General features: G+C 60.0%; 29 protein-coding genes. 15 read left to right on the forward strand and 14 right to left on the reverse strand.

The window, feature by feature from the left end; all coding sequences use genetic code 11:
• Positions 1 to 3: 3 nt before the first annotated feature.
• On the forward strand, positions 4 to 594 hold the full coding sequence (locus L6D74_RS23695; protein ID WP_236190653.1) for a hypothetical protein: 591 nt from the start codon (positions 4 to 6) through the stop codon (positions 592 to 594).
• Between the two features lie 30 nt (positions 595 to 624).
• Here L6D74_RS23695 and L6D74_RS23700 read toward each other — a convergent pair whose 3' ends face one another.
• From L6D74_RS23700 to L6D74_RS23710, 3 genes are read right to left on the reverse strand one after another with little or no spacing between them, the layout of a single operon-like run.
• On the reverse strand, positions 625 to 1,644 hold the full coding sequence (locus tag L6D74_RS23700; protein WP_236190655.1) for an AbrB family transcriptional regulator: 1,020 nt from the start codon (positions 1,642 to 1,644) through the stop codon (positions 625 to 627).
• Positions 1,645 to 1,683: 39 nt separating this feature from the next.
• Positions 1,684 to 2,106, reverse strand: coding sequence for an HD domain-containing protein (locus L6D74_RS23705; protein WP_064382327.1), 423 nt, complete (start codon positions 2,104 to 2,106; stop codon positions 1,684 to 1,686).
• A 15-nt stretch (positions 2,107 to 2,121) separates the two neighbouring features.
• On the reverse strand, positions 2,122 to 2,511 hold the full coding sequence (locus L6D74_RS23710; RefSeq protein WP_236190696.1) for a hypothetical protein: 390 nt from the start codon (positions 2,509 to 2,511) through the stop codon (positions 2,122 to 2,124).
• Positions 2,512 to 2,673: 162 nt separating this feature from the next.
• On the opposite strand from L6D74_RS23710, the gene L6D74_RS23715 reads away from it, so the two are divergent.
• Positions 2,674 to 3,105, forward strand: a complete 432-nt coding sequence (locus L6D74_RS23715) for a hypothetical protein (RefSeq protein ID WP_236190657.1) — start codon at positions 2,674 to 2,676, stop codon at positions 3,103 to 3,105.
• A 69-nt stretch (positions 3,106 to 3,174) separates the two neighbouring features.
• Here L6D74_RS23715 and L6D74_RS30355 read toward each other — a convergent pair whose 3' ends face one another.
• Complete coding sequence (locus L6D74_RS30355; protein WP_064595408.1) at positions 3,175 to 3,588, reverse strand: hypothetical protein; 414 nt, start codon at positions 3,586 to 3,588, stop codon at positions 3,175 to 3,177.
• Between the two features lie 56 nt (positions 3,589 to 3,644).
• Between L6D74_RS30355 and L6D74_RS23725 the strand changes: the two genes are divergently transcribed.
• A complete protein-coding gene (locus L6D74_RS23725) occupies positions 3,645 to 3,800 on the forward strand; it encodes a hypothetical protein (protein WP_236190660.1) in 156 nt (51 codons plus the stop codon).
• Between the two features lie 203 nt (positions 3,801 to 4,003).
• The gene (locus L6D74_RS23730; protein ID WP_064595400.1) at positions 4,004 to 4,189 is read left to right on the forward strand and encodes a hypothetical protein; all 186 of its coding nucleotides are present in this window, start codon (positions 4,004 to 4,006) and stop codon (positions 4,187 to 4,189) included.
• An 80-nt stretch (positions 4,190 to 4,269) separates the two neighbouring features.
• On the opposite strand, the gene L6D74_RS23735 is transcribed toward L6D74_RS23730, so the two are convergent.
• The 4 genes from L6D74_RS23735 to L6D74_RS23750 all read right to left on the reverse strand — a co-directional run bounded on the left by L6D74_RS23735 (position 4,270) and on the right by L6D74_RS23750 (position 9,480).
• The gene (locus L6D74_RS23735; RefSeq protein ID WP_011333561.1) at positions 4,270 to 4,818 is read right to left on the reverse strand and encodes a cupin domain-containing protein; all 549 of its coding nucleotides are present in this window, start codon (positions 4,816 to 4,818) and stop codon (positions 4,270 to 4,272) included.
• Between the two features lie 205 nt (positions 4,819 to 5,023).
• Positions 5,024 to 6,307, reverse strand: coding sequence for an NAD(P)/FAD-dependent oxidoreductase (locus tag L6D74_RS23740; RefSeq protein ID WP_236190662.1), 1,284 nt, complete (start codon positions 6,305 to 6,307; stop codon positions 5,024 to 5,026).
• Between the two features lie 53 nt (positions 6,308 to 6,360).
• Entirely contained in the window at positions 6,361 to 7,851 is a 1,491-nt protein-coding gene (locus L6D74_RS23745; RefSeq protein ID WP_064595397.1) for an aldehyde dehydrogenase, read from the reverse strand.
• 252 nt (positions 7,852 to 8,103) lie between these two features.
• Positions 8,104 to 9,480, reverse strand: a complete 1,377-nt coding sequence (locus tag L6D74_RS23750) for a glutamine synthetase family protein (RefSeq protein WP_011333558.1) — start codon at positions 9,478 to 9,480, stop codon at positions 8,104 to 8,106.
• A 282-nt stretch (positions 9,481 to 9,762) separates the two neighbouring features.
• Here L6D74_RS23750 and L6D74_RS23755 point away from each other — a divergent pair, with 282 nt between their 5' ends.
• From L6D74_RS23755 to L6D74_RS23775, 5 genes are all read left to right on the forward strand, one after another.
• The gene (locus L6D74_RS23755; protein ID WP_085613021.1) at positions 9,763 to 10,524 is read left to right on the forward strand and encodes a gamma-glutamyl-gamma-aminobutyrate hydrolase family protein; all 762 of its coding nucleotides are present in this window, start codon (positions 9,763 to 9,765) and stop codon (positions 10,522 to 10,524) included.
• A gap of 219 nt (positions 10,525 to 10,743) precedes the next feature.
• Complete coding sequence (gene potA / locus L6D74_RS23760; protein WP_007957110.1) at positions 10,744 to 11,886, forward strand: polyamine ABC transporter ATP-binding protein; 1,143 nt, start codon at positions 10,744 to 10,746, stop codon at positions 11,884 to 11,886.
• Positions 11,883 to 12,797 carry an ABC transporter permease subunit gene (locus L6D74_RS23765; RefSeq protein ID WP_039770920.1) on the forward strand — a complete coding sequence of 305 codons (915 nt, stop codon included), beginning with the start codon at positions 11,883 to 11,885 and terminating at the stop codon, positions 12,795 to 12,797. Before potA ends, L6D74_RS23765 begins: the two co-directional genes overlap by 4 nt.
• Positions 12,794 to 13,678, forward strand: coding sequence for an ABC transporter permease subunit (locus L6D74_RS23770; RefSeq protein ID WP_007957119.1), 885 nt, complete (start codon positions 12,794 to 12,796; stop codon positions 13,676 to 13,678). The genes L6D74_RS23765 and L6D74_RS23770 overlap by 4 nt, the downstream gene beginning before the upstream one ends.
• 69 nt (positions 13,679 to 13,747) lie before the next feature.
• Positions 13,748 to 14,845, forward strand: a complete 1,098-nt coding sequence (locus L6D74_RS23775) for a polyamine ABC transporter substrate-binding protein (RefSeq protein ID WP_039770922.1) — start codon at positions 13,748 to 13,750, stop codon at positions 14,843 to 14,845.
• Positions 14,846 to 14,966: 121 nt separating this feature from the next.
• Here the strand turns inward: L6D74_RS23775 and thpR are convergent, their stop codons facing one another.
• Entirely contained in the window at positions 14,967 to 15,506 is a 540-nt protein-coding gene (gene thpR, locus L6D74_RS23780; protein WP_236190665.1) for an RNA 2',3'-cyclic phosphodiesterase, read from the reverse strand.
• A gap of 107 nt (positions 15,507 to 15,613) precedes the next feature.
• Here thpR and L6D74_RS23785 point away from each other — a divergent pair, with 107 nt between their 5' ends.
• The gene (locus tag L6D74_RS23785; protein ID WP_007957125.1) at positions 15,614 to 15,808 is read left to right on the forward strand and encodes a hypothetical protein; all 195 of its coding nucleotides are present in this window, start codon (positions 15,614 to 15,616) and stop codon (positions 15,806 to 15,808) included.
• Positions 15,809 to 15,823: 15 nt separating this feature from the next.
• On the opposite strand, the gene L6D74_RS23790 is transcribed toward L6D74_RS23785, so the two are convergent.
• Entirely contained in the window at positions 15,824 to 16,177 is a 354-nt protein-coding gene (locus L6D74_RS23790) for a DUF1428 domain-containing protein (protein WP_064595389.1), read from the reverse strand.
• Positions 16,178 to 16,179: 2 nt separating this feature from the next.
• Positions 16,180 to 17,259 (reverse strand): hypothetical protein, encoded by a 1,080-nt coding sequence (locus L6D74_RS23795; protein ID WP_236190667.1) that lies wholly within the window; start codon positions 17,257 to 17,259, stop codon positions 16,180 to 16,182.
• A 224-nt stretch (positions 17,260 to 17,483) separates the two neighbouring features.
• Between L6D74_RS23795 and L6D74_RS23800 the strand changes: the two genes are divergently transcribed.
• Entirely contained in the window at positions 17,484 to 17,756 is a 273-nt protein-coding gene (locus tag L6D74_RS23800) for a hypothetical protein (protein ID WP_039770930.1), read from the forward strand.
• Positions 17,757 to 17,891: 135 nt separating this feature from the next.
• Here L6D74_RS23800 and L6D74_RS23805 read toward each other — a convergent pair whose 3' ends face one another.
• The 3 genes from L6D74_RS23805 to L6D74_RS23815 all read right to left on the reverse strand — a co-directional run bounded on the left by L6D74_RS23805 (position 17,892) and on the right by L6D74_RS23815 (position 20,148).
• Positions 17,892 to 18,731, reverse strand: a complete 840-nt coding sequence (locus tag L6D74_RS23805) for a hypothetical protein (RefSeq protein WP_236190668.1) — start codon at positions 18,729 to 18,731, stop codon at positions 17,892 to 17,894.
• A 51-nt stretch (positions 18,732 to 18,782) separates the two neighbouring features.
• Positions 18,783 to 19,847, reverse strand: coding sequence for a hypothetical protein (locus tag L6D74_RS23810; protein WP_236190670.1), 1,065 nt, complete (start codon positions 19,845 to 19,847; stop codon positions 18,783 to 18,785).
• A 94-nt stretch (positions 19,848 to 19,941) separates the two neighbouring features.
• On the reverse strand, positions 19,942 to 20,148 hold the full coding sequence (locus L6D74_RS23815) for a hypothetical protein (RefSeq protein ID WP_064382340.1): 207 nt from the start codon (positions 20,146 to 20,148) through the stop codon (positions 19,942 to 19,944).
• Between the two features lie 234 nt (positions 20,149 to 20,382).
• On the opposite strand from L6D74_RS23815, the gene L6D74_RS23820 reads away from it, so the two are divergent.
• The 4 genes from L6D74_RS23820 (at position 20,383) to paoC (ending at position 26,150) form a co-directional block, all read left to right on the forward strand.
• Complete coding sequence (locus L6D74_RS23820) at positions 20,383 to 22,137, forward strand: L-lactate permease (protein WP_085648870.1); 1,755 nt, start codon at positions 20,383 to 20,385, stop codon at positions 22,135 to 22,137.
• Between the two features lie 241 nt (positions 22,138 to 22,378).
• Positions 22,379 to 23,002 carry an aldehyde dehydrogenase iron-sulfur subunit PaoA gene (paoA, locus tag L6D74_RS23825; RefSeq protein ID WP_236190697.1) on the forward strand — a complete coding sequence of 208 codons (624 nt, stop codon included), beginning with the start codon at positions 22,379 to 22,381 and terminating at the stop codon, positions 23,000 to 23,002.
• Positions 22,999 to 23,955: an FAD binding domain-containing protein gene (locus L6D74_RS23830; protein ID WP_236190672.1), complete on the forward strand. Its 957-nt coding sequence runs from the start codon at positions 22,999 to 23,001 to the stop codon at positions 23,953 to 23,955. Before paoA ends, L6D74_RS23830 begins: the two co-directional genes overlap by 4 nt.
• Positions 23,952 to 26,150 (forward strand): aldehyde oxidoreductase molybdenum-binding subunit PaoC, encoded by a 2,199-nt coding sequence (gene paoC, locus L6D74_RS23835; protein WP_236190673.1) that lies wholly within the window; start codon positions 23,952 to 23,954, stop codon positions 26,148 to 26,150. Before L6D74_RS23830 ends, paoC begins: the two co-directional genes overlap by 4 nt.
• The last annotated feature ends 4 nt before the right edge of the window (positions 26,151 to 26,154 follow it).

Consider the following 26,154-nt stretch of genomic DNA (forward strand, 5'->3'; position numbering starts at 1 on the left):
TTCGTGAAACCCGCGAGCCGAAAGCTTTTTGCCGGTTACAGCGAGCAAGCGCTCCAGACCCGATTCGCCTCACCGTTACCAAGCGCCAGCCTGCCGAAACTATCGACGGTGGTATCTGTAGCAGCGTCCGGGATCAATGCTTATTACAGCTCCCTTCTGATGGTCGCCGATGACCTTTGCAAGTTTCAGCGACTGGTGGAATCACATTTCCAAAAGATCGACGAGCGCAGATTCAAAGACCTGACAGCTTTTGAATACGAAGATGTCACGAAACAGGAGCTGTTGATTTACTTCGCCTCCACCACCGAGTTCAACGCGCTGACCATTCGTATCTTGACCAACAGCGTCGAGTTTCTGAGTAGCCTTGGAAATCAGACCTTTTGCGTGCCTCCGCCCTGGATCGCCTTCGACGGTTACCCCGCGTCGTGGTGGGGCGGCAATATGCAGGGCACGCAGGGTTTCTATAACGAAAACTACTTTCTTCCGTATTTCATCCGACTCGGTGATGCAGAGAAACAAGCGTACTTTGCAAGATTCCAAGCTTCTACCGAGTGGATCGAACAGTTAGCGCTGATGTATGCCGACGAATGTTGAACCCCGAAGGACGGTCATTGAGGTCTCCGGTCAGACGCCCTCCCGCCCCCGCCGAACCTGCACCAGCAACGCCGGCGCGAAGTGCAGCACCACCATCCGCGCCAGATGGTGGGTGAGGATAAACACCACATTCAGCCCGCCGGCGAACGCCACGATTGCGATGGTCTCGATGGCCCCCGGCATGTAGGCGAGCCACAGCGACAACGCATCGCTGCCCAGCAACCGTGCCGCCGCCAATGCAAAAACCGCCGCGACCAAAATCATCAAACCCACCGACACCAATGCCGTGCGACCATGACGTCCCAGTTCCGCGAGGCCCAATCCCTGGAATCGCGAGCCGATCCGTACTCCGAGAATCAGCGCCGCCAGATTCAAACTCCAGTCCGGCATGTGAAAGCCCTGCAGCCATCCTGATTTCACGAATACGGCGGTGATGATGATTGCCGTCAGCATGAACGGCGCCGGCACGCCAACGGCCAGCAGCAAACGACCGACCACCACGCTCAAACCGATCACCGACAGCACGGTCAGCGCCATGCCCGTCGACAGCGGATCGACCTCGACCGCCGCAACCGGTGCCGTTCCGGGAATCAGCAAACTCACCAGCACCGTGATCAGCAGCAGCCGCATCAAGTGCACGATGATCACCTTGCTCGACGCCTGATGCGATTCCAGCAAATCGAACACCGCCGCCAGCGCACCCGGATACACGGCCAGCAAAGCATCCGTGCGATTCCACCCTGCCCCGCGCGCCAGCCACCATGCGGCCAGCGCCACTTGCACAGCCAGACACAGCAGCAACACGCCGAGGCTCGGCAACATCGTGGAGACGGTCGCGCTGTCCCACGCTTCAAACATCAGCCCGGTGGCGATGCCCAGCGTGACCTGGATGTAGCCCAGACCATAGGGCGTCGCTGGCGCGAATTTGAATTTGGTGACGACCAGTGCCGTCACGAGAATAGAGCCCAACAGCAAACCGTGGGGCAAGCCTTCGAACTGCAACAGCGCGCCGAAGCCGGCAGCAATCAACAAACACAGAATGGATTTCATGGTCGCCTTCCTGGCTATTCAAGGTGCTTTTCAGTTAAGTCAGGCGCGCAACCGTCCAATCGCCCGCCGGTATTTTTCGATCCGCTCCAGATCCTCCCAACTCGGCGAGGCAATCCGCGACAGGTCGCTGTTCTCTTCCAGATCCGCCAGCTTCACCACCCGCCCGATCGGGTTCTGCGCCGCGCGCTCGACGAAATCCTCGTAGGATTCACCCGGCACTTTGGTCACCGATTCGATGGCGGACAAAACGGCTTCGCTGAAGCCTTCCTTGCGCAAATCCTCCAGGCTGATGCCGCAGTCCTCGACCACATCGTGCAGCACCGCGACGATGCGCTCTTCCAGGCTGCTCATGCGCAACATGACTTTCAGCGGATGCAAAATGTACGGCGCACCGCCCTTGTCCACCTGCCCCGCGTGGGCCGTGGCGGCAATCGCGATGGCGCGTTCCAGTGTCTGAGTCATGGGCTTTTCCTCGGGTCAGACGCCGTACCGGCCGCCAATATAGAAGTGACGCTTGAACCAGCGCCTAATCGCCTGCAAACGCCCGGCTGGCTGCGCCGGCTCGGCATAGCGCTGGAGGATCAGCGAGACCAGATCAGCCTGACTCTCCCCCGAACGCGCGTCCAGCAACTCGGCCACCCAGGCACATCCGGCCTTCTTCAAATGCTCACGCCATTCACCGGGCCAGCCATCCAGCTCATCCAGCGCCAACCACCGCGCACCGCCCTGCTCGCCATGCCCACCGCCAATCGATTGCTCGAAGCAGAACGGGGTGGCCGGGCGGGACAGGTCGATGCTGAAGATGTAGATGTCCTGGGTTTTGTGCTGCGGCGTGGGGCCGTTGTTGCGGCTGCCGATTTGAATCATGCGCACTGCTCCAATCCTTGGGTGCTAAGTGTGTCCGATTGTTTCTCACTCTGTGCGCCCGGCGCAAATCAAAATCCTGATGGAACCTCCCGCGCCCGCCCCATCTCGAAACCATAAGCGCCCCGCTCACGATCAAACACGGGGCCATGGGAGAGTTCCGCGATGAACATCCGACTGTTGCTCCTGATCGCCACATTCAGCGTTGTCCCAACCTGCGTCATGGCCGAGGGCTGCGACGTCAAGACCCGCTCCTCCAGCCCCTCGGTGCCCGCCGTCGAGACGCACAGCTGCTACGAATACGAAGGCATGCCGGTCAACGCCATCGACTGGTCATGCAGCAACGAAAGCAAGGACATGCTCAACAGCAGCAAAACCAAAGTCGAACACTGCGCCGACCACTATCAGGCCTCGTGCATTGCCACCCTCACCCAGGAATCCCTGGCCAACCCACACTCCACCAGCAAAGACAAAAACGCCAAGGCCCTGAACATTCCGGACAGTGCGCAAGTGACCACCTATTACTATGACGTAGAGCATCTGCCGCAGGCGCGGATTGATTGCGAGAACGGAGGTGGACATTGGAAGGCGAAATAACGGCGTTCAAGCGCGCATGAAAAAGGGACACCGATGGGTGTCCCTTTTGGTTCTAAATGGCGGGTGGATTCAGCGTTTCATGGCTTCACACTGACTGCGCAGATCATGATCGCCAATTGACGAACAACTACTGCCCTTCTTCGCTTCACAAAACGCACGTTGGTCATGATCACCGATGCTTGAACATGAACTGCCTTTCTCCGCTTCACAGGCCGCGCGCAGGTCGTGATCGCCGATGGAGGAACAACTGCTGCCCTTTTTGGCTTCGCAATAAGCGCGTTGGTCATGGTCGCCAATGCTTGAGCACGAACTGCCTTTCTCCGCTTCGCAGGCCGAACGCAAATCGTGGTCGCCGATGGAAGAACAACTGCTGCCTTCCTCCCTGGCCTGGCAATAACTGCGTTTGTCGTGATCACTGATGCTGGAGCAACTGGCGGAAACGTAACCGCTGAACAGCAACAACATCGCAAGAATCAGTTTCATCTCACACTTCCTTGGGCTTGCCGGGAAACAGCCTGGCACTGGGTGACTCGTTCGAAATGAGCGTCGCGACACGCCATCAAATTGACATCAGCTTTAAGGAAAGTTCCGGGGCGGGGATGGAGGCTGGATTCGCTGTGCAAGATGTGCAAGATGTGCAAGATGTGAAGGATGTGAAGGATGTGAAGGATGTGAAGGATGTGAAGGATGATTAGCGACGGCGGAATTGATATTCAAATCACAACGTATGCCACAACGTCTAATTAACATCTTAAAAGTTAATTTGTAATTATAAAAAATTCTAGAAACCTGTCAGATCCTACAGGTGCCATTCCTGCGAATTTCATTGACTCTGCCTTGGCGAATAACAAAAGTTTACTTCGCAAAAATGCAAGATAATTTTAATAAAGGAAAAATCATGAAAATCAATAAAAAATCCATCATCCTTCCCTCACTATTTTTCGCAATGAGTAGTATCGGGTGCGCAGGCATAGCGTTGGCTAGCCCTGCAAGCACCGAGTTGTCTGTGAAAGAGCAAAAAGTGATTTATGCAGAGCAATGCCAAGAAAAGGACAAAGTCGACGGTTATTGTCCTCGAAAATAACGACAGAAGAAGAGAAACCGCACTTTTGCGGTTTCTCTTGAGAACTTATTAGATGCACTATGGACTGATAAAATCCGAACTCAAAAATTCGCCGGCGTATTCGCACTAATAATCTCCGCCTCATCCGCCCCAATATTCCGGAACTTATGCGGCAGCGTCGTCGGAAAATAATACCCATCCCCCGCACTCAACACGCTCACCTGCCCGTCCACCGTCAACTCCACGGTGCCACGGGTCACCAACCCACACTCCTCACCTTCCGCGTGAACAATCGGCTCTTCCCCGGAACTCGCGCCCGGCGCGTATTGCTCGCGCAGCAAGCGCATCTGGCGGCTGGGGACCGAGGCGCCGATGAGCAGCAGGCGCAGGCCGTGGCGGCCGAGGTCGGGTTGTTCGTTGGCGCGGAAGACGTATTGGTGTTCGCGGGGGGGCTGGTCGAAGGTGAAGAAGTCGGCCAGGGACATCGGGATGCCTTCGAGCAGCTTTTTCAGTGAGCTGACGGAAGGACTGACACGATTCTGTTCGATCAGGGAGATGGTGGCATTGGTCACGCCGCTACGCCGGGCCAGCTCGCGCTGGGAGAGTTTGTAGCTTTCGCGTACTAGTTTGAGTCGAGAACCCGTATCCATGACAGCCTTATGTGAGAACGACTTAAGGGCGATGGGGGTGGGTGGCGGGTGCCGCGCAAGGCGCGCGGATCACGTTGCTCCCGTGTCCCGGAACCGTGAAAGGCGGCTATTAAATCACGTTTGTCGGTGTTGCTCAGCAGGTTCGATGGACGGCACATGAAAAAGCCGGCGACGCCCTTTTTGGGGGCGCCACCGGCGAGGTTAATCAGATGCCGAAACGGTCGCGCAGCGAGTAGTACACTGCGCCGAGAGCGGTCAGCGGCGCGGAGAAGGTGCGGCCGCCAAGCATCGGCATGTGTGGCAGGGAAGCAAAGGCGTCGAAGCGTTCGGCATCACCGCGGATCATTTCCGAGATCAGTTTGCCGGCCAGGTGCGAGCAGGTGACGCCGTGGCCGCTGTAGCCCTGCATGTAGTAGGCGTTTTTCTCGATGCGGCCGAATTGCGGCATGCGTGACATGGTCAGCAGGAAGTTGCCGGTCCAGCGGTAGTCGATTTTCACGTCCTTGAGCTGCGGGAAGGTCTTGAGGATCTTCGGGCGGATCAGGGTTTCGATGTCGTCCGGTTCACGGGCGCCGTAGACCACGCCGCCGCCGTAGAGCAGACGGTTGTCGGCGGTCAGACGGTAGTAGTCGAGCAGGTAGTTGCAGTCTTCGACGCAGTAGTTGTTGGTGATCAGGCTGCGTGCCTGTTTCTCGGTCAACGGTTCGGTGACGCAGATCTGCGAGCCGCACGGCATGCTCTTGGCGGTCACACGGTTGTCGAGGCCTTGCGGCAGGTAGGCGTTGCCGGCGATCAGCAGGTACTTGGCGCGGACCTGGCCTTTGGCGGTGCGTACGACGTTGGGCTCGCCGTATTTGATTTCCACCGCAGCGGACTGCTCGTAGATCTTGCCGCCCAGACGCACGATGGCGGCGGCTTCACCGAGAGCCAGGTTCAGCGGGTGGATGTGGCCGCCCTGCATGTCCAGCAGGCCACCGACGTAGGCGTCGGAGCCGACTTCGCGGCGGATGTCCGCAGCGTCGAGCATCTTCAGGTTTTTATTGCCGTAACGTTCCCAGCTACGTTTTTGCTCGGCGAGGCCCTTGAGCTGTTTGTTGTTCATCGCCGCGAAAATACCGCCCGGGCGGTAGTCGCACTTGATGTCGTATTCCTTGATGCGCGAACGGATGATGTCGGCGCCTTCGAAGATCATGCTGCCGAGGATTTCGGCGGTCTTGTCGCCGTAACGCTCTTCGATCACGTCGACGTCGCGGCTGTAGGAGTTGACCAGTTGGCCGCCGTTGCGACCGCTGGCGCCATAGCCGACTTTCGCCGCTTCCAGCACCGTCACCTTGTAGCCGGCTTCGGTCAGGAACAGCGCCGAGGACAGCCCGGTATAGCCGGCGCCGATGATGCAGACATCGCAGTCCACCGACTCTTCAAGCGTCGGGAAGTCGATGACTTCGTTGCGGGTGGCGGCGTAATAACTGTTGACGTGTTGTTGTTTCATTATTGTTCTCCGAGGGACGCCGGAAAAACCGGCGTCCACCGTTGTAAATAGAATTAGAGCTTGATCCAGGTCGCTTTCAGCTCGGTGTACTTGTCGAACGCGTGCAGCGATTTGTCGCGACCGTTGCCCGACTGCTTGAAGCCACCGAATGGCGCAGTCATGTCGCCGCCGTCGTACTGGTTGACCCACACGCTGCCGGCGCGCAGGCCACGGGCGAAGGTGTGGGCCTTGCTCAGGTTGCTGGTCCAGACCCCGGCGGCGAGGCCGAAGATGCTGTCGTTGGCGATGTGCAGCGCTTCTTCAACGGTGTCGAAGGTGATCAGCGACAGCACCGGGCCGAAGATTTCTTCCTTGGCGATGGTCATGGCGTTGGTCACGCCGTCGAAAATCGTCGGTTCGATGTAGGTGCCGCCGGTTTCTTCGAGGGTGCGGCGGCCGCCGGCGATCAGCTCGGCGCCCTGCTCCCGGCCGATGCTGATGTAGCGCAGCACGTTGTCCAGTTGACGCTGATCGACCACTGCGCCGACGGTGGTCGCCGGATCCAGGGCGTGCCCCGGTTTCCACGCTTGCAGCGCTTCCACCAGCAGCGGGATGAATTGCTCGCGGATCGAACGCTCCACCAGCAGGCGCGAGCCGGCGGTGCAGACTTCGCCCTGGTTGAACGCAATGGCGCCGGCCGCCGCTTGTGCTGCCGCGCGCAGGTCCGGTGCGTCGGCAAACACCACGTTCGGGCTCTTGCCCCCTGCTTCGAGCCAGACGCGTTTCATGTTGCTTTGGCCTGCATAAATCATCAGTTGCTTGGCAATCGCCGTGGAGCCGGTGAAGGCCAGCACGTCGACGTCCATGTGCAGCGCCAGCGCCTTGCCGACGGTGTGGCCGAAGCCTGGCAGGACGTTGAACACGCCTTTCGGAATGCCCGCGTCCAGCGCCAGTTGCGCGATGCGGATCGCGGTCAGCGGGGATTTTTCCGAAGGTTTGAGGATGAACGAGTTACCCGCCGCCAGCGCCGGGGCGAATTTCCAGCTGGCCATGATCAGCGGGAAGTTCCACGGCACGATCGCAGCAACCACGCCGGACGGCTCGCGGGTTACCAGGCCGAGTTGATCGTGCGGAGTAGCAGCGACTTCGTCGTAGATCTTGTCGATGGCCTCGGCGCTCCAGCGGATCGCGTTGGCGGTCGCCGGGATGTCGATGCTCATCGAGTCGCTGATCGGTTTGCCCATGTCGAGGGTTTCGAGCAGCGCCAGTTCTTCCTGGTGTTGCAGGATCAGGTCGGCGAAGCGGATCAGGATGCGCTTGCGTTCGGCCGGGGCCTTGTTCGCCCACACGCCGGAATTGAAGGATTGGCGCGCGGCTTCGACGGCGAGGTTGGCATCGGCTTCATCGGTGCTGGCGACGGAGGCCAGAAAACGGCCGTCGACGGGGCTCAGGCATTCGAAGGTTTCGCCGCTGATGGCCGGGCGATATTCGCCGTTGATGAAGGCACGGGATTCGAGGGTCAGGGACTGGAAGCGTTGTTCCCAGTCGTTGCGGGTCGTTGTCATGGTGGTGGCTCGACGCGGGGGAATTTGGGGGTGTCTGGGTGTGTGTCCGGCTTGAGATGGCTGCCCTCACCCTAGCCCTCTCCCAGAGGTAGAGGGGACCGACCGAAGTGTCTCGGGAGATGCACCGACGTGAACGACCGAGTCGAATATGGATTCGGTAAAAATCGTTCAGGTCGACGGATTTCTAGAGCATCCCCGGGTCAGTCCCCTCTCCCCTTGGGAGAGGGTTAGGGTGAGGGGCTTTTGAAGGCCTCACACCGTATGCAGATACCAGTTGTACTCAAGGTCAGAGATCGAGTTTTCGAACTCGGCCAGCTCGCTTTCCTTGCACGCGACGAACACGTCGATGTACATCGGATCGATGTAGCGGGCCATGACTTCGCTGTCGTCCAGCTCACGCAGGGCGTCGCGCAGGTTGTTCGGCAGGCTCTGTTCGTTCTGCTCGTAGCTGTTGCCTTCGACTGGAGCGCCCGGCTCGATTTCGTTGGTCAGGCCGTGGTGGATACCGGCCAAAACGGAAGCCATCAGCAGGTACGGGTTGGCGTCGGCACCGGCGACACGGTGCTCGATGCGCACGGCATCCGGCGAACCGGTCGGCACGCGGACGGCCACGGTGCGGTTGTCGATGCCCCAGCTCGGCGAGTTCGGCACGTAGAACTGCGCGCCGAAGCGGCGGTACGAGTTGACGTTCGGGCAGAGGAAAGCCATTTGCGCAGGCAGGGTCTCCAGCACACCGCCGATCGCGTGGCGTAGCGCGGCGTTCTGCTCGGGATCCTCGCTGGCGAAGATGTTGTTGCCTTCTTTGTCCAGGATCGAAATGTGCACGTGCAGACCGTTGCCCGCCTGGCCCGGATACGGCTTGGCCATGAAGGTGGTGTCCATCTCGTGGTCGTAGGCGATGTTCTTCACCAGACGCTTGAGCAGGACGGCGTAGTCGCAGGCCTTGATCGGGTCGGACACGTGGTGCAGGTTGACTTCGAATTGCGCCGGGGCGCTTTCCTTGACGATGGCGTCGGCAGGAATGCCCTGCTCCTTCGCGCCTTCGAGGATGTCTTGCAGGCAGTCGACGTACTCGTCGAGGTCGTCGATCAGGTAGACCTGGGTCGACACCGGACGCTTGCCAGAAACCGGCGAACGCGGCGATTGCGGACGGCCGTTCACGTTGTCCTGGTCGATCAGGTAGAACTCGAGTTCGAACGCGGCGCAGATGGTCAGGCCCAGTGCGTCGAACTTGCGCACCACGTTGGCCAGCACTTCACGCGGGTCGGCAAAGAACGGCTCGCCTTCCAGTTCGTGCATGGTCATCAGCAGTTGCGCGGTCGGACGCTTCTGCCAGGGCTCGATGCTCAGGGTGCCGGGGATCGGGTAGCAGATGCGGTCGGCGTCGCCGATGTCCAGGCCCAGGCCGGTGCTTTCCACCGTGGAGCCATTGATGTCGAGGGCAAAGAGCGAGGCCGGCAGGTTGATGCCTTTCTCGTAAACCTTGTGAAGACTGGTGCGCTCGATGCGCTTGCCGCGCACCACACCGTTCATGTCTGCAATCAGAAGGTCTACGTACAAAACCTCAGGATGTTTCTTAAGGAATGCGTTTGCTTCGTTGAGTTGAACGGCACGCAGAGGGACCGACATGATGCACCTATTTAGCTGTTAATTATTATGTTCACTGCTGTTTCGCGGAGCCAGTCAACCCGAACGGCAAAGTGAAGTCAATAGCGAACACAGGGCCGCTCAGCGTTTATTTTTCGGGCTTTTTTTAACACTCACGTGCCAATGGCGGCACCAGAGGCCCGTGAATCATGAAGATTTGATGAACGGCGTTTAGAATTTTTTACATGGGAGTTGTTAATTAAAATCAACGACGCTAAGCTCCGGAAAAGCTCGTTCAAGTGTCAAACTTCGAGGTGAATAAAAATGGCATTCAAGCCATTGATCGGCGTTACTGCGTGCGTCAAACAGATTGGCCTGCACCCCTATCACATCAGCGGCGACAAGTACGTTCGCGCTGTCAGCGTTGCGGCGCTGGGGTTGCCCGTCGTCATTCCTTCCCTTGGCAAACTGACTGAAATCGAAGACCTGCTGGGTCAGCTCGACGGTCTGTTGCTGACCGGCTCGCCGTCCAATGTGGAACCCTTCCACTATCAGGGCCCGGACAGCGCTCCCGGCACGGATCACGATCCGGCGCGGGATGCCACTACCCTTCCTCTATTACGTGCAGCCATCGCGGCGGGCGTTCCGGTACTCGGCATTTGCCGCGGCTTTCAGGAAATGAACGTGGCGTTCGGCGGCAGCCTGCACCAGAAGGTGCATGAACTGCCGGGCATGCTCGATCACCGCGAAGCCGACAGCCCGGACGTCGCCGTGCAATACGCCCCGGCCCACGCCGTGAAGGTATTGCCGGGTGGCGTGTTCGAAGCGCTGGAGCTGCCGGGTGAATTCCAGGTCAACTCGATTCACAGTCAGGGCATCGACCGCCTCGCGCCCGGCCTGCGCGCCGAAGCCGTGGCGCCGGATGGCCTGATCGAGGCGGTCTCGGTGGAGCACAGCCCGACCTTCGCCCTCGGCGTGCAATGGCACCCGGAATGGCAAGTGCTGGACAACCCGAACTACCTGCGGATTTTCCAGGCGTTCGGCGAGGCCTGCCGCCAGCGTGCGGCGCGACGCAACCAGCGCTGACACCACCCAACGATTGCAAAACCATTTACTGCCCCCGCGGGGTCGGCGGCTGCGCGCTTGCGCATCCGTCATCCGCGATCAGCAACACACCGCGAAAACAAAAAGCACCACCCGGCAGCCAGGACGGCGGCGCCGAACAACCCGCACGGTGCGGGTCTGCAATCCACTCTTAAGCCAGGCCGCGTTGGCCCGGCGACTGAAACCTGTTGGGAGTTTCACATGGCAAACGCCTCCAGCACTTACAGGAAGGCTCTTGAAGGTCATCAGCAACCGAAAAAGGTTCTGGTGAAGGTCGATCGAGTCACCAAGAAGTTCGACGAAACCACGGCGGTGGACGATGTGTCCCTGGAGATCCATCAGGGCGAAATCTTCGCCCTGCTCGGAGGCTCCGGCTCCGGCAAATCAACCCTGCTGCGCATGCTCGCAGGTTTCGAACGGCCGACTGAAGGACGCATTCTGCTCGACGGTGTCGACATCACCGACATGCCGCCGTACGAGCGGCCGATCAACATGATGTTCCAGTCCTACGCCCTGTTCCCGCACATGACTGTCGCGCAGAACATCGCCTTCGGCCTCAAGCAGGACCGTTTGCCGGCCAGCGAAATCGACGCCCGCGTCGAAGAAATGCTGCGCCTCGTCCACATGACCCAATACGCCAAACGTCGTCCGCATCAACTGTCCGGCGGCCAGCGTCAGCGCGTGGCCCTCGCCCGCTCACTGGCCAAGCGGCCGAAGCTGTTGCTGCTCGACGAACCGATGGGCGCGCTGGATAAAAAACTGCGTTCGCAGATGCAGCTGGAACTGGTGGAAATCATCGAGCGCGTCGGCGTGACCTGCGTGATGGTGACCCACGACCAGGAAGAGGCCATGACCATGGCCGAGCGCATCGCGATCATGCACCTGGGCTGGATCGCCCAGATCGGCAGCCCGGTCGACATCTATGAAGCGCCGGTCAGCCGCATGGTCTGCGAATTCATCGGCAACGTGAACGCCTTTGACGGCACCGTGGTCGAGGACCTCGAAGGTCACGCGATCATTCACAGCCCGGACTTGCAGCAAAAGATCTACGTCGGTCATGGCGTCAGCACTTCGGTGCAGGACAAGTCGATCACCTACGCGATCCGTCCGGAAAAAATGCTCGTCAGCACAATCAAGCCAGAGACCCGCTACAACTGGTCCGAAGGCAAGGTGCATGACATCGCCTACCTCGGCGGCCACTCGGTGTTCTACGTCGAACTGCCGAGCGGCAAGATCGTCCAGTCGTTCATGGCCAACGCCGAACGCCGTGGCGCGCGGCCGACCTGGGACGACAAGGTCTACGTCTGGTGGGAAGACGACAGCGGCGTGGTACTGCGCTCATGAGAACCTTCAATCAGCAATTCCTGCGCCTGGTGCCCAGCGGGCGAAAGTTCGTCATCGGCATCCCGTTCATCTGGCTGTTCCTGTTCTTCATGCTGCCGTTCTTCCTGGTGATGAAGATCAGTTTCTCGGAAGCCGCGCTGTCGATCCCGCCGTACTCGGAGATTTACACCTACGCCGAACAGAAATTCCAGCTGTTCCTGAACATCGGCAACTACACCCTGCTCGGCGAAGACGAGCTGTACCTGTCGGCGTATCTCGGTTCGCTGAAGGTGGCGTTGCTCAGTACGCTGATGTGTCTGGTGATCGGTTTCCCGATGGCCTACGCGATAACCAAGACCGGCAAGGAAACGCAAAACGTCCTGCTGCTGTTGATCATGATGCCGACCTGGACCGCAATCCTGATCCGCGTGTATGCGTGGATGGGCATCCTCAGCAACAACGGTCTGCTCAACGCGTTCCTGATGTGGACCGGGCTCACCGATCACCCGATCGAGATCCTCAACACCAACACGGCTGTGTATATCGGTGTGGTCTACGCCTACCTGCCATTCATGGTGCTGCCGCTCTACGCCAACCTGGTGAAGCACGACGGCAGCCTGCTGGAAGCCGCGCAGGATCTGGGTTCGAGCAACTTCAACAACTTCTGGAAAATCACCGTGCCGCTGGCCAAGAACGGCATCATCGCCGGCTGCATGCTGGTGTTCATTCCGGTGGTGGGCGAGTTCGTGATTCCGGAACTGCTGGGTGGCCCTGAGACCCTGATGATCGGTCGCGTGCTGTGGCAAGAGTTCTTCAATAACCGCGACTGGCCGGTGGCGTCCGCCCTGGCGGTGGTGATGCTGTTGATCCTGATAGTGCCGATTCTGCTGTTCAACCGCAGCCAGGCCAAAGAGATGGAGGCACGGGGATGAAACGCTTCGGTTTTGCAAAGTTCATGTTGATCTTCGGCCTGACGTTCATTTATCTGCCGATGCTGATTCTGGTGATCTACTCGTTCAACGCCTCGAAACTGGTGACGGTCTGGGGCGGCTGGTCGGTGAAGTGGTACGTCGGCCTGCTCGACAACACCCAACTGATGGGCTCGGTGGTGCGCTCGCTGGAAATCGCCTGCTACACCGCGATCGCCGCCGTTGCGCTGGGCACCCTCGCCGCTTTCGTGCTGACCCGCGTGACACGCTTCAAGGGTCGTACGCTGTTCGGTGGTCTGGTCACCGCGCCGCTGGTGATGCCTGAGGTGATCACCGGTCTGTCGCTGTTGCTGCTGTTCGTCGCGATGGCGCAACTGATCGGCTGGCCGCAGGAGCGTGGCATCGTCACCATCTGGATCGCCCACACCACGTTTTGTGCCGCTTATGTGGCGGTGGTAGTCTCCGCCCGCTTGCGCGAGCTGGACCTGTCGATCGAAGAAGCGGCGATGGATCTGGGCGCGAAACCGTTCAAGGTGTTTTTCCTGATCACCATCCCCATGATCGCGCCGTCGCTGGCAGCGGGCGGCATGATGTCGTTCGCCCTGTCGCTGGACGATCTGGTGTTGGCGAGCTTCGTGTCGGGCCCGGGTTCGACGACCCTGCCGATGGAAGTGTTCTCGGCCGTGCGTCTGGGTGTGAAGCCCGAGATCAACGCCGTGGCCAGCCTGATTCTGCTGGCGGTGTCGCTGGTGACCTTCCTGGTCTGGTACTTCGGCCGCAAGGCAGAAGCCAACCGCAAGCGGGCGATTCAGGAAGCGATGGATCAGACCGCCAACGAATCGTGGCAGCAACCGCAACCTCAACGAGTGGCAGCGACGGCCTAGGGCCGTCGCGTTTTACGGCTTTGCGCTTTGGCTTAAAAGCTTTTGAATAAAAAGAATGGAGTTTCACCGATGAAAATGTTTGGCAGGACTCTGCTGACACTGTCCTTATTGGGCGCAATCGCCACGGGCGCCCAGGCCAACGACAAGGTGCTGCGCGTTTACAACTGGTCGGATTACATCGCCCCGGACACCGTCAAGAAGTTCGAGGACGAGACCGGCATCCGCGTGACCTACGATGTGTTCGACAGCAACGAAACCCTTGAGGCACGTTTGCTCGCGGGTAAGTCCGGCTACGACATCGTGGTGCCGTCCAACAGTTTCCTGGCCAAGCAGATCAAGGCCGGGGTCTACCAGACTCTGGACAAATCGAAGCTGCCAAACTGGAAAAACCTCAACCCGGTGCTGTTGAAAAACGCCTCCGCCAGTGATCCGGACAACGCCCACGCGTTCCCGTACATGTGGGGCTCGATCGGCATCGGCTTCAACCCGGACAAGGTCAAGGAAGTGCTCGGCAAGAACGCGCCGACCAACTCCTGGGACCTGCTGTTCAAACCGGAGAACGCCGAGAAGCTGAAGGCCTGCGGCATCAGTTTCCTCGACTCGCCGACCGAAATGCTCCCGGCCGCCCTGCACTACCTGGGTTATCCGGTGAACGACAAGGACGTGAAGCACATCGCCGAAGCCGAAGCGCTGTTCATGAAAATCCGGCCGTCGGTGGCGTATTTCCATTCGTCGAAGTACATCTCCGATCTGGCCAACGGCAACATCTGCGTGGCCGTCGGCTACTCGGGTGACGTGCTGCAGGCCAAGGCCCGCGCGGTGGAATCGGGCAACAAGGTCGAGATCGACTACAGCATTCCCAAGGAAGGCGCCGGCAGTTTCTATGACATGGTCGCCATCCCGCGCGATGCCGCCAACGTCGAGAACGCCTACCTGTTCATGAACTTCCTGATGCGCCCGGACATCATCGCCGAAGTCACCAACAGCATCGGCTACAGCAACGCCAACGAAGCTGCGACGCCGCTGGTGGACGAAGCGATCCGCAACGACCCTGGCTCGTACCCGCCGCAAGCGGTGATGGCCACGTTGTATGCGGTGCCGGATCAGCCGATTGCCACGCAACGGATCATGACCCGGGGCTGGACCCGCGTGAAACTCGGCAAATAAACACACATCGATTTCCGTTCATGCAGCGCCTTACCACCGCTGCCCCCTGCTCTGAACGGCCTCACCTGGCTTCCTCGGTTCAGGTGAATTCAGGCGCCCTCGGGCGCCTTTTTTTGTCGGCTCAGATCAGTGGCCAGTCGGCCAGCGAGCGATAACGGCCCTTGTGGGATTCGAACAACGCAAAGCGTTCAGCGCGCAGGAAAAACTCTGGCGCAGTGGCGGATTCCGGTTCCGGCGCCCGATAGTCGCGGGCCAGCGTCAGGTGCGGACGATACTCCCGCGTCGCCTCTTCAAACCCGAACGGCAACATCGCCTGCTCCAGCGCGTAAACCAGCTGCAACAATCCCTGCGAAGCCTGCTCCGGCGCCAGCGACAACACCCCGGCACGCCGCCAGACCTGCAACCGATCCAGCGAAATCCTCAGCGCCTCCCCCGGTGTTCGCACCTTCGCCGCCGCCTCGCAGACTTCGCCAATCTGCGCCAGCGGCACCGCGCCGAGAAACAGCAAGGTCAGGTGAAAGTTGTCGGCCGGCACCGGTTTGCCGGTACGCAAACCCAGCTCGCTGCGCCACTGGGCAATCGCCTTGCGCTGTGCCGGCGGGCAGTCCAGGGCGAAGAACAGCCGCTTGACCGGTTGATCCCCGCGCGTTTCGTCCGTCATGGCCCCGCTCCTTCGTTCGTCGAGATCCCTGGATTCTACACGCCCGTTTCTGGCGACTCTCGGCATGGGGTTTATAGTTCAACGATTGCCATCAACCGGAGGACGTCATGCGCGAGATCCTCAGCAAAGAACCCTGGTGGGCCCGACCGCCGAATCCCGGGCAGGATGAGAGCGAACTGGAATGGGGCTGGCTGGTGCATTACAGCGAAGGAGAGCCGCGTTTCGAATTCGTCCGCGAGCGGCCGACGGATGAGCAGATCCGCAACCGCAAAGGTTGCCGGATCACCCCGTCGGCGGAGTGACCCGGCAGCGCGGCATCAAGGCTCGAGAATGTCCTTGAAGCCACCGAAGATCATCCGCTGCCCATCGAACGGCATCGGGTTGACGTCCGGTTGCATGCGCGGGTCTTCCATCATTTTCGCCATGCCGGCGTCGCGGGTGGCCTTGTCCGGCCAGACCAGCCAACCGGCCGATACGACTTCGCCTTCCTTGAGTTTTACGGCCATCGGGAATGAGGTGACCTTGCCGTCCGGCACGTCATCGCCCCAGCCCTGAATCACCTCCAGCGCGCCGTATTCCTTGAACAGCTTCGCGGCGATTTCGCAGTGTTTTTTGTACTGTTCGCGGTTGGCATTCGGCACGGGCGCCACGAAAACATCGATGTAAGCCATGATCATTCTCCTTGCAGGGTGGGTTCGATCTGCTGAGTAGTCGACTCGGGCGGCCGCCATTCGACACGGTTGACGCCCAACCCGACCGACGGCTCGTCCCGCCCGCCCAGATTGCCCTCGACCTGCGCCGCCATGTGCAGCGTGCCGGCCATCACGCCGGTGGTCGGGTTTTGCACCAGTTTCAGCCAGGCCTTGTCGAAGGTGTTGCCCAGGCTGCTGCGGATCAGCGCTTCACTGTCCGGGCGGTCGTTGGCCTGAATGATTGCGCGCACGCCCGCCACGCCGACCGAAATCAGCGCCCCGGCCAGTTTGCCTGCCGCTGCCGCCACCGCACTGGCCGCGCCGCGCGGGGCCATTTCCGCCTCCATGCGCTGACTGGCGCGCTTGGCCACCGGCGCCATGGCCGACTCAGTCGAGGTCACGCCTTTGGAGCCGCCGTCGGTGTGAATCTTGTCGATCAGCGCCGCGTAGGCCGGCAGCGTGTTCAACGGTTCAGTGCTGACAACCTGATACAGCGAGGCGTCCCGGGCCGGCGGTGGGCCAAGGGCGATGGCGGGGATTTTCTGCAACCGCCCGTTGAGCTGGGCAATGGGCACACCGTGGCGCTGGGCGATGACCGGCATCTGCTGCGCCATCAGTTGTGCGTAGAACGCGGTGGACTGGCCGAGGATCGCGTCCGGGTCGATCTCCACCGCCACCGGCGCCAGCACGCGTTCCTGATATTGCTCCAACAGATAGGCCGCCAGTCGCTTGGCCGAGGCATCCTGCTCGCCGCTGGCACTGATCGTGTACCAGCTGACCTTCATCGATAGCCATTCCTGGGTCCAGTAGCTGCTGAACCACGGGATGAAATTTTCTTCAGTTTGCTCATAGACCCGAATGCGCCAATGTTCCATCGAGCCACGGGCGAACAGCTTGACCTGCTCGGTGGCCTGCTTCGAGGCGCTGACGATTTCCCGGTCGATTTGCTGCCAGGTGGCCGGCGAGACCACCACTGCCGGCGCGGTCACCGGGGCCCGCGCCGAAGTGGCACAGCCGGCCAGCAACACCAGTGCGGCGACGAGCAGCGCACGCAGGTTCACGGTGGCGGTCCTTATCTGTTCTTCGGTCGCAAGACCTGAAGAATCCGGAGAGAGATGACATGAGTATAGGTGCGTGCGGTGCGCCGTTTATCCGCTGGTCAGGGCCGCGCCGGTCCAACCATCAATGCCGTCGATATTCACCATCGCGACGATTGCCTTCCGCATGTTGCTCGCCAAAGGCACGATTAGCCCATCCGAAACACACAGCACGAGGAGTTCACATCATGATCAATACCGTCACCCTCGCCGTGAGTTTCCCGGTCTTCGGCAGCAACTACTACGATCAGCACGCCGTGTCGCGCAAGACACAAGCGCTGGTGTTCGACGAAGCCTTCGAAGATCTGTTGATGCCCGCCGCCAGCAATCATTTCAGCAATGAAGTGGTCGGCCTCAACGATCAGTTCCGTTTTCTGAGCGACATTCTCGCCACCCATTTGCTGGACATCGAGGCCTCAGTGCCTGCGCGATCCAGCGTCCGGGCGAGCGCTCATTTTTAATACTTGCAACAAGCGGTTTGCACGCGAGGAGTCACCAATAGGCCAGTGTCCTGTTTGTGGCCTCGCGGGCCTGGAGCAAAACTCTCATGTGGGCAGATATGGCTACCGCTTTCGGCGACAACCTGGAAAACCCACTTACAACAAGTCCTTTCTGTACATGACAAACGTCAGTAACAAAAACACAACGACCTGCCAGAATAATTTGTGATCTTCATAAGACTCAACTTTGGCAGCATAGGCCTGAGTACATTCGCCATATCCCAAGTGAATGATATTGTAGTACTGAACAAACTTATCAATATCATGCAACGGATTTTCAGTATCTTTAAAGCGAACAAGAAGATCCGGCTCCTGCATCATTTCAAGAATCAACTTGATATGGTCACTCGCCGCCTCAACCACCATAACGCCCTTCTCATCGCGGTCCGGCTTTGCGGATCTTACCCGCGCATCGAAATCAAGAATCTTAAATCTGGTATCGATCATTTTCTGGGTGAGTGGTATGAAGCCTGTCGTCGCCTTGAAGAACTCCTCTCTGTGCGACTCATCAACACATATAGCGTTCATGCCTTCCGTCATTTTTCCGACGTCTGTCGCCATTTCAGAAATCGCAAAAAGAAGGGTTTTCGAGGTTGTTATCTCATAGAGATTGACTATTTCCCGATGAAAATCGAGCAAGGTATTTATATAGTTCTGATCGATTGTCCTCTCACCCTGAGCGGTGTCCAGTTGGTTAAAGTAGTTTCTTTCCCTGATCACCCGTATGACCTGTTGCTGTTTGTACTGCAACTCCGACATCGGCTGGTACAGCTCACTCTCCCGACGTTGAAACTTCTCACCCTCGGGAAAAATAACTTTGTCAATAAACAGCTGAGCAATGGAAATGACCGCAACCCACCCACACAGCAACAACTTCTTATTTAAAAAATCAAAACGCCGCAGAGCACTGAATAAATTGTAAAAAGATCGATTCACTGAACACACCCGCTGAAAAATGGATTTATTGCTTTCGGCTTGCCTGACCAATCACCGTTTCCAACACTCGGCGTAGCGCGAGCAAACGTTGTATTGCGCATCCATTTTTGCCATGCGGTCCATGTGATGGCTCACAGCTTCCAATGTCACTGCCCTGGACATCTGGAAGTAATACACAATCATCGATTTTTCCTGATCGGCGGGTGCTGCGTTGCCAGGTTTGCCAGAGGTCTCATCTGCACGCGACCACTCTTTGAGTTGCTTGTCTTCAGCGCTGCGCAGGCGATGCCGATACTCATTGGTGGAGCGCTCCAGGGTTTGAGCTTGAGTGGCCGCCGTCTCGTTACCGAATTCGATCAGGTTCTGGCGATACAACGTCCAGTAATCCTCTGGCAGGTCAAAACCCAGTTTGACCTTGCGTTCGCTGATCAGCGCATCAAGTTTTTCGGGAGTAAAGGCCGCCACAGGCTTTTGATCCGACCCGGACTTCATGAGTACGAACGCACTCCCGTCGATGATACGGTCGATCATCGCCGTGCGCTCCGGCGTATCGGGCAACAGCGCGGGTGGTTTCGGAAAGATCGGGTTGCGACCCTCACAAGCGGCAAATCCATCGCGCCTGATGGTGACGGGTGTACGCACATCCTTGCCATCAACCCGTTGCAGTCGCTGCATCAATGTCGAGCATTGGCTGCCCTTGAGTTCGAAGGTGAGTTCATACTCCGTTGCGCGCTCGGGTCTGAAACTGAATACCGCGCCACACACGCCATAGCCCACCTGGGTATTGACCTGCAGGAACACTTCCTTCTCGGGCGGCAACTTCACTTCCAGATAACCACGGGCCTTTTCCGGAGGCGCCACGGTCATGCCCACCCGCCGCGGACTGTCTCTGACAAATAAATTGTTCAGGATGCCGGTGGTCATGCCATCGCAATGCTCGGCGTCGAAGTAATTGACGGTGGCATTGTCAGTGTTGGCCACGAAACGCATCTTGGCGGCGTCTGGCCCGGTGGCGTCCTGATAGGTTCCCGTCAGTGCGCAACCGACAAGACCAGATAGGGACACCATCAAGCCGAAAAATGCCGAAGAACGGCGAAGGAGCGAGGTAACTGGCATGTTCATCCTTGAGGGAGAGGTCGGAAAAAGCCGCGATGCTACTGAATCGCCACTATTGCGTCCATTCCCTCAAAACCTGCCTGCTCAGCTTTGATCAGTCATCATCCCGGTCGCGGTGATAACGACGCCCGTCGCGGCGGTCGTCATCGCGGTCGTCCCAGCGCCGGTCATGATCGTAATAACGGCCATGATCGCGGTCGTAATGCCGGCCATGGCGATGGTCATCATCGAAATCCGCCACACAGCCGCCCAGCAGTACAGCGGCGGAAACGGTCAGCAGCAGGCTTGTTGCACGCATCATTCAGAATTTCCCTAAAACCAAGGTCTTGACGACGGAAACGGCAGCGCTGCCCGCACCGAAGAGGCGCGGTGTGCGCTGCCGCAGATACGACCGGGGAAAACGACGATGATTCACCGACCGCCGATGACCGTTGATCGCCTCGCCCGCCTCGCCCGAGCGGCGGCCAAATGCCACCTATACTGCTTGCAACGCGCAAAGGATCTGCCCCTCAAAAACAACAAGTAGAGGTGCGACATGGTCTGGCAACAAGTCTATGACCCGTTCGGCAATCCGGTGATTTCCACGATCATGGCCGCCGTTCCAGTGGTGGTGATGCTGGCGGCGCTGGCCTTCTTTCATGTGAAGGCGCATCTGGCCGCACTGCTGGCGCTGGCCTCGGCACTGCTGATCTCGATCTTCGCCTTCGGCATGCCCGCCAACATGGCCGGTTCTGCGGCGCTGTTCGGGGCGGCCAATGGGCTGCTGCCGATTGGCTGGATCGTGCTCAACATCATTTTTCTGCATCGCCTGACCACCGAGAACGGCTCGTTCAAGGTGTTGCAGGATTCGCTCGCCCGCATCACCGACGACCGGCGCCTGCAATTGCTGCTGATCGCCTTCTGTTTTGGCGCCTTCTTTGAAGGTGCCGCCGGGTTCGGCACGCCGGTGGCGGTGACCGGGGCCATTTTGATCGGTCTTGGTTTTTCGCCACTGGCAGCGTCCGGTCTGGCGCTGATCGCCAACACCGCGCCGGTGGCCTTCGGCGCACTGGGCACACCGATCATTACGCTGGCCAAGGTCACCGGGCTGGATGAGATGGAGCTCTCGATGATGGTGGGACGGCAGCTGCCGTTTTTTTCGGTGCTGGTGCCGTTCTGGCTGATCTGGGCATTCGCCGGGTGGCGCAAGATGCTGGAAGTATGGCCGGCGATTCTGGTGGCTGGCGTCAGTTTCGCCATCCCGCAGTTTCTGGTTTCGAACTACCACGGGCCGATGCTGGTGGATGTGATCGCCGCGCTGATTTCCATGGCCTGCCTGACGTTGTTCCTCAAGGTCTGGAAACCGGCAACCGTCCACACCTCGGCCGCGCTGTCGGGGCGGCATGACGACTCGAAGGTCGAAGAAGAAAAGGTCACGGCCAGCGCCGCATTCAGCGATCAGGCGCGCCCGGCAGTGATGCGCGCGTGGATGCCGTGGATCATCCTCACGGTGTTCGTGTTTGCGTGGGGCACCCAGGGTTTCAAGAGCATGTTCGACACTCGTCCGGCGATTGATCCCGTTACCCAATCGGCCAGGCTTGATCCGCAGGGCAAACCGCTGCGCGAGGCCAATCCGGTGTTCGCCCCGGCCGTGACTTTCAGCTCCCTGCATCTGCAGATCGAAAAAGTCCCTCCGGTGGTCGCCGCGCCGAAAGCTGAAGAGGCGGTGTACAAGTTCACCTGGTTCACTGCCACCGGCAGCGGCATCCTGCTCGCGGCGATTGTCGGTGGGTTGCTGATGGGCTACTCGATCCCGCAACTCATCAAACAGTACCTTCGCACACTGTGGGTGGTGCGCTTCTCGCTGATCACGATTGCCGCGATGCTGGCGCTGGGATTCCTGACCCGCTACTCGGGACTGGACGCGACCATGGGGCTGGCATTCGCTGCCACGGGGATTTTCTATCCGATGTTCGGCACCTTGCTCGGTTGGCTTGGCGTAGCGCTGACCGGGTCGGATACCGCGTCCAACGTGCTGTTCGGCGGCTTGCAACGGGTGACGTCGGAGCAGTTGGGCATCAGCCCGGTCCTGATGGCGGCGGCCAACAGCTCCGGCGGAGTGATGGGCAAAATGGTCGACGCGCAGTCGATCGTGGTCGCCTCGACCGCGACACGCTGGTACGGGCATGAAGGGGAAATCCTGCGTTACGTGTTCTTCCATTCCATCGTGCTGGCAATCCTGGTCGGCGGTCTGGTGACGTTGCAGGCATATGTGGCGCCGTTTACGTCCATGGTGGTCGGCGCGCATTGAGATCGCGGGTGCCTCGGTTGTGAGAGCGATCTGACTCACAGCCAAGGCACCCACCTTCATTCCGTCGATTCATGAAGCGTGCGCATGAGGCCATGCGCAAATCAAAGAAAACCTTTTCCTCTCCAGCGTGGTCACTCCTAGAACAGAGCGAGACTGGCAACCACGCCAGCGTACCCGTGCGGGTCTTTCACACCCTGCCGACCTGATAGAGGAAGCCAAGCCAATGAACGACCATCCGCCAATGGCGATCTCCCGACGCCGTTTCCTGATTCTCGGTGCCGTGACCGCAACCGCGTTCGCGATGCCCCCTTTCATCAGCCTCAAGGCCTACGCGGCCAGCCTGGAGCAACCGGCCATGGCCAAAGTAACCATCGAAGTCAACGGCAAGCCACAGGCGCTGGAGGTTGATACGCGCACCACCCTGCTCGACGCCCTGCGCGAACACCTGCAGCTGACTGGCAGCAAAAAGGGCTGCGACCACGGCCAGTGCGGCGCCTGCACGGTGATCGTCGATGGTCGGCGAATCAATTCCTGCCTGACCCTGGCGGTAATGCAGGACGGCGCCAAAGTCACCACCATCGAAGGCCTCGGCATGCCGGACCACCTGCACCCGATGCAGGCCGCGTTCATCAAGCATGACGGCTATCAATGCGGCTACTGCACGCCGGGGCAGATCTGTTCGGCGGTGGCGGTGCTCCAGGAAATCCGCGACGGCATCCCCAGCCACGCCAGCGCCAGCCTCACCGACGCACCGCAACTGATCGCCAGCGAATTGCAGGAACGCATGAGCGGCAACATCTGCCGCTGCGGCGCCTATTCGAACATCATCGAAGCCATCAGCGAAGTCGCGGAGGTGCCAGCATGAGAGCGTTCAATTACAGCCGCGCCGACTCTCCCGCCGCAGCCGCCGCTCAAGCTGCACAAATCGAAGGTGCGCGTTTCATCGCCGGCGGCACCAACCTGCTGGACTTGATGAAGCTCGACATCGAAACGCCGCAGCAGTTGATCGACGTCAATCACCTGGGCCTCGACCAGATCGAAGCCAGCGAAGACGGCGGCTTGCGCATCGGCGCACTGGTGCGCAATACCGATCTGGCCGCCGACAGCCGCGTCCGGAAAGACTACGCGCTGCTGTCCCGCGCCTTGCTCGCCGGCGCATCGGGCCAGTTGCGCAACATGGCGACCACCGCCGGCAATCTGCTCCAGCGCACGCGCTGCCCGTATTTCTACGACACCAATCAAGCCTGCAATAAACGCAATCCCGGCAGTGGCTGCGCGGCGATTGGCGGGGTCAGTCGACAACTCGGCATTATCGGCGTCAGCGACGCCTGCATTGCGACCCATCCGAGTGACATGGCGATTGCGATGCGGGCGCTGGATGCCCAGGTCGAAACGATCAAGGCCGACGGCAGCACGCGGCGCATCGCCATCGCGGACTTCCACCAGCTGCCCGGCACCACACCGAATGTCGAAACCAGTCTGACGCCGGGCGAGCTGATTACCGCCGTCACCCTGCCCGCGCCAGTGGGCGGCACCCATGTCTATCACAAGGTGCGCGACCGCTCGTCGTACGCCTTCGCCCTGGTTTCCGTCGGCCTGATCCTGCAGAAGGATGGCAGCGGCCGCATCGCCGTCGGTGGCATCGCGCCGAAACCCTGGCGAGTCGAAGCGGCGGAAGCGCTGTTGCCGCAAGGCGCGAAAGCCGTCACCGCACGCCTGCTCGACGGCGCCACGCCTACTTCTGACAACCAGTTCAAAGTGACATTGGTCGAGCGCACGATTGCCTCGGTGCTGGCCCAAGCGAGGGACGAAGCATGAAATTCGACACGCCCGCCACGACCAACCCGATTGATCAGTTGAACGTCATCGGCAAACCCACCGACCGCATCGAAGGCCCGCTGAAGACCAGCGGCCAGGCGCCTTACGCCTACGAGCAACATGAGGCGGTCAAGAATCAGGCCTATGGCGTGATGGTCGGTTCGGCCATTGCCAAGGGTCGCATCACCCGCATGGATCTGGAGGCCGCCCGCGCCGCCCCGGGCGTGCTGACCATCGTCACCGCCGCCAATGCCGGCAAGCTCGGCAAAGGCCAATACAACGCCGCGCACCTGCTGGCCGGGCCGCAAGTGCAGCACTATCACCAGGCAGTAGCGCTGGTGGTCGCCGAAACCTTCGAACAGGCGCGGGCTGCCGCGCAGTTGGTCAACGTCGAGTACGCGGCCGACAAAGGTCAATTTGATCTGGCCAGCGTGCGCGATCAGGGCGTGGAGCCGAAAGACGAATTGCCGGACGTCACACACGGCGATTTCGCCAGCGCTTTTGCCGCCGCGCCCGTGCAGTTCGACCAGACCTACACCACGCCGGATCAGTCCCACGCGATGATGGAGCCCCACGCGACACTTGCCGCGTGGAAAGGCGATCAACTGACGCTCTGGACCTCCAACCAGATGATCGCCTGGAGCGTCGGCGACATCGCCACCACCCTCGGCCTGCCCAAGGAAAACGTGCGGCTGATCTCGCCATACATAGGTGGCGGTTTCGGCGGCAAGCTGTTCATTCGTGCCGACGCGATCCTCGCCGCCCTTGGCGCACGTCTGGCGAACCGGCCCGTGAAGGTCGCCCTCGCCCGCCCGCAGATCGCCAACAACACCACCCACCGTCCGGCTACCATTCAGCGGATTCGCATGGGCGCCACGGCTGACGGCAAACTCACCGCCATCGCCCATGAAGGCTGGTCGGGCAACCTTGCCGACGGCAAGGTCGAAGTCGCGGCGCAGCCGAGTCAGTTGCTCTACGCCGCAGAAAATCGCCTGGTGACCATGCGCCTGGCGCCGCTGGATCTGCCGGAAGGCAACGCCATGCGTGCACCGGGTGAAACGCCGGGGCTGATGGCGCTGGAGATCGCCATGGACGAGATGGCGGAACAGCTCAAACTCGATCCGATCCAGTTCCGCATCCTCAACGACACGCAGGTCGATCCGGTGAAAACCGAGCGGCCGTTCTCCCAGCGGCGTCTGATCGAATGCCTGCAAACCGGCGCCGAGCGTTTTGGCTGGGATAAGCGCAATGCGGCGCCTGGCACCCGTCGCGAAGGTCGCTGGCTGATCGGCATGGGCGTTGCGGCGGCGATTCGCAACAACCTGCTGGTGAAGTCCGGCGCACGGGTACGACTGGAGCGCGACGGCAAGATCACCGTTGAAACCGACATGACCGACATTGGCACCGGCAGCTATACGATCATTGGTCAGACTGCAGCGGAAATGATGGGAGTCAGCCTGGACGATGTGGTGGTGCGACTCGGCGATTCGAATTTCCCGGTGTCGGCGGGCTCCGGCGGCCAGTTCGGCGCCAACTGCTCGACCGCCGGGGTTTACGCGGCGTGCATGAAGCTGCGCGGAGCGATCGCGACCAAACTGGGCATGAACGCGGGTGAAGCGCAGTTTGTCGACGGCCACGTGCGGCTGGGCAACCAGAACGTGCCGTTACGTGAGGCCGCGCAACACGCCGCGATCGAAGTCGAGGACAGCATCGAATTCGCCGACCTCGCCAAGCAATATCAGCAATCGACCTTCGGCGCGCACTTCGTCGAAGTCGCGGTGGATGCCGCCACCGGCGAAGTTCGCGTGCGGCGCATGCTCGCGGTGTGCGCCGCCGGGCGGATTCTCAATCCGAAATCGGCCCGCAGCCAGGTAATCGGCGCCATGACCATGGGTGTTGGCGCGGCGTTAATGGAAGAACTCGCGGTGGACCAGCGCCACGGCTTTTTCGTCAACCATGACCTGGCCGGCTACGAAGTGCCGGTGCACGCCGACATCCCGCATCAGGAGGTGATTTTCCTCGATGAAACCGACCCGATTTCATCGCCGATGAAAGCCAAGGGGGTCGGTGAACTGGGGATTTGCGGCGTGAGTGCGGCGGTGGCGAATGCGATCTACAACGCCACGGGCGCGCGGGTGCGGGAATACCCGATTACCTTGGACAAGATTCTCGCGTCACTGCCGGAGATGATTTGATTTG

The organism is Pseudomonas pharyngis (assembly GCF_021602345.1).
GTDB classification, from domain to species: domain Bacteria; phylum Pseudomonadota; class Gammaproteobacteria; order Pseudomonadales; family Pseudomonadaceae; genus Aquipseudomonas; species Aquipseudomonas pharyngis.

Bases quoted from the DNA above. Each gene is read 5' to 3' on its own strand.
- L6D74_RS23700 (WP_236190655.1), bottom strand. From the start codon at position 1,644: ATGAAATCCATTCTGTGTTTGTTGATTGCTGCCGGCTTCGGCGCGCTG.
- L6D74_RS23705 (WP_064382327.1), bottom strand. From the start codon at position 2,106: ATGACTCAGACACTGGAACGCGCCATCGCGATTGCCGCCACGGCCCAC.
- L6D74_RS23710 (WP_236190696.1), bottom strand. From the start codon at position 2,511: ATGATTCAAATCGGCAGCCGCAACAACGGCCCCACGCCGCAGCACAAA.
- L6D74_RS23715 (WP_236190657.1), top strand. From the start codon at position 2,674: ATGAACATCCGACTGTTGCTCCTGATCGCCACATTCAGCGTTGTCCCA.
- L6D74_RS30355 (WP_064595408.1), bottom strand. From the start codon at position 3,588: ATGAAACTGATTCTTGCGATGTTGTTGCTGTTCAGCGGTTACGTTTCC.
- L6D74_RS23725 (WP_236190660.1), top strand. From the start codon at position 3,645: ATGAGCGTCGCGACACGCCATCAAATTGACATCAGCTTTAAGGAAAGT.
- L6D74_RS23730 (WP_064595400.1), top strand. From the start codon at position 4,004: ATGAAAATCAATAAAAAATCCATCATCCTTCCCTCACTATTTTTCGCA.
- L6D74_RS23735 (WP_011333561.1), bottom strand. From the start codon at position 4,818: ATGGATACGGGTTCTCGACTCAAACTAGTACGCGAAAGCTACAAACTC.
- L6D74_RS23740 (WP_236190662.1), bottom strand. From the start codon at position 6,307: ATGAAACAACAACACGTCAACAGTTATTACGCCGCCACCCGCAACGAA.
- L6D74_RS23745 (WP_064595397.1), bottom strand. From the start codon at position 7,851: ATGACAACGACCCGCAACGACTGGGAACAACGCTTCCAGTCCCTGACC.
- L6D74_RS23750 (WP_011333558.1), bottom strand. From the start codon at position 9,480: ATGTCGGTCCCTCTGCGTGCCGTTCAACTCAACGAAGCAAACGCATTC.
- L6D74_RS23755 (WP_085613021.1), top strand. From the start codon at position 9,763: ATGGCATTCAAGCCATTGATCGGCGTTACTGCGTGCGTCAAACAGATT.
- potA (WP_007957110.1), top strand. From the start codon at position 10,744: ATGGCAAACGCCTCCAGCACTTACAGGAAGGCTCTTGAAGGTCATCAG.
- L6D74_RS23765 (WP_039770920.1), top strand. From the start codon at position 11,883: ATGAGAACCTTCAATCAGCAATTCCTGCGCCTGGTGCCCAGCGGGCGA.
- L6D74_RS23770 (WP_007957119.1), top strand. From the start codon at position 12,794: ATGAAACGCTTCGGTTTTGCAAAGTTCATGTTGATCTTCGGCCTGACG.
- L6D74_RS23775 (WP_039770922.1), top strand. From the start codon at position 13,748: ATGAAAATGTTTGGCAGGACTCTGCTGACACTGTCCTTATTGGGCGCA.
- thpR (WP_236190665.1), bottom strand. From the start codon at position 15,506: ATGACGGACGAAACGCGCGGGGATCAACCGGTCAAGCGGCTGTTCTTC.
- L6D74_RS23785 (WP_007957125.1), top strand. From the start codon at position 15,614: ATGCGCGAGATCCTCAGCAAAGAACCCTGGTGGGCCCGACCGCCGAAT.
- L6D74_RS23790 (WP_064595389.1), bottom strand. From the start codon at position 16,177: ATGGCTTACATCGATGTTTTCGTGGCGCCCGTGCCGAATGCCAACCGC.
- L6D74_RS23800 (WP_039770930.1), top strand. From the start codon at position 17,484: ATGATCAATACCGTCACCCTCGCCGTGAGTTTCCCGGTCTTCGGCAGC.
- L6D74_RS23810 (WP_236190670.1), bottom strand. From the start codon at position 19,847: ATGCCAGTTACCTCGCTCCTTCGCCGTTCTTCGGCATTTTTCGGCTTG.
- L6D74_RS23815 (WP_064382340.1), bottom strand. From the start codon at position 20,148: ATGATGCGTGCAACAAGCCTGCTGCTGACCGTTTCCGCCGCTGTACTG.
- L6D74_RS23820 (WP_085648870.1), top strand. From the start codon at position 20,383: ATGGTCTGGCAACAAGTCTATGACCCGTTCGGCAATCCGGTGATTTCC.
- paoA (WP_236190697.1), top strand. From the start codon at position 22,379: ATGGCGATCTCCCGACGCCGTTTCCTGATTCTCGGTGCCGTGACCGCA.
- L6D74_RS23830 (WP_236190672.1), top strand. From the start codon at position 22,999: ATGAGAGCGTTCAATTACAGCCGCGCCGACTCTCCCGCCGCAGCCGCC.
- paoC (WP_236190673.1), top strand. From the start codon at position 23,952: ATGAAATTCGACACGCCCGCCACGACCAACCCGATTGATCAGTTGAAC.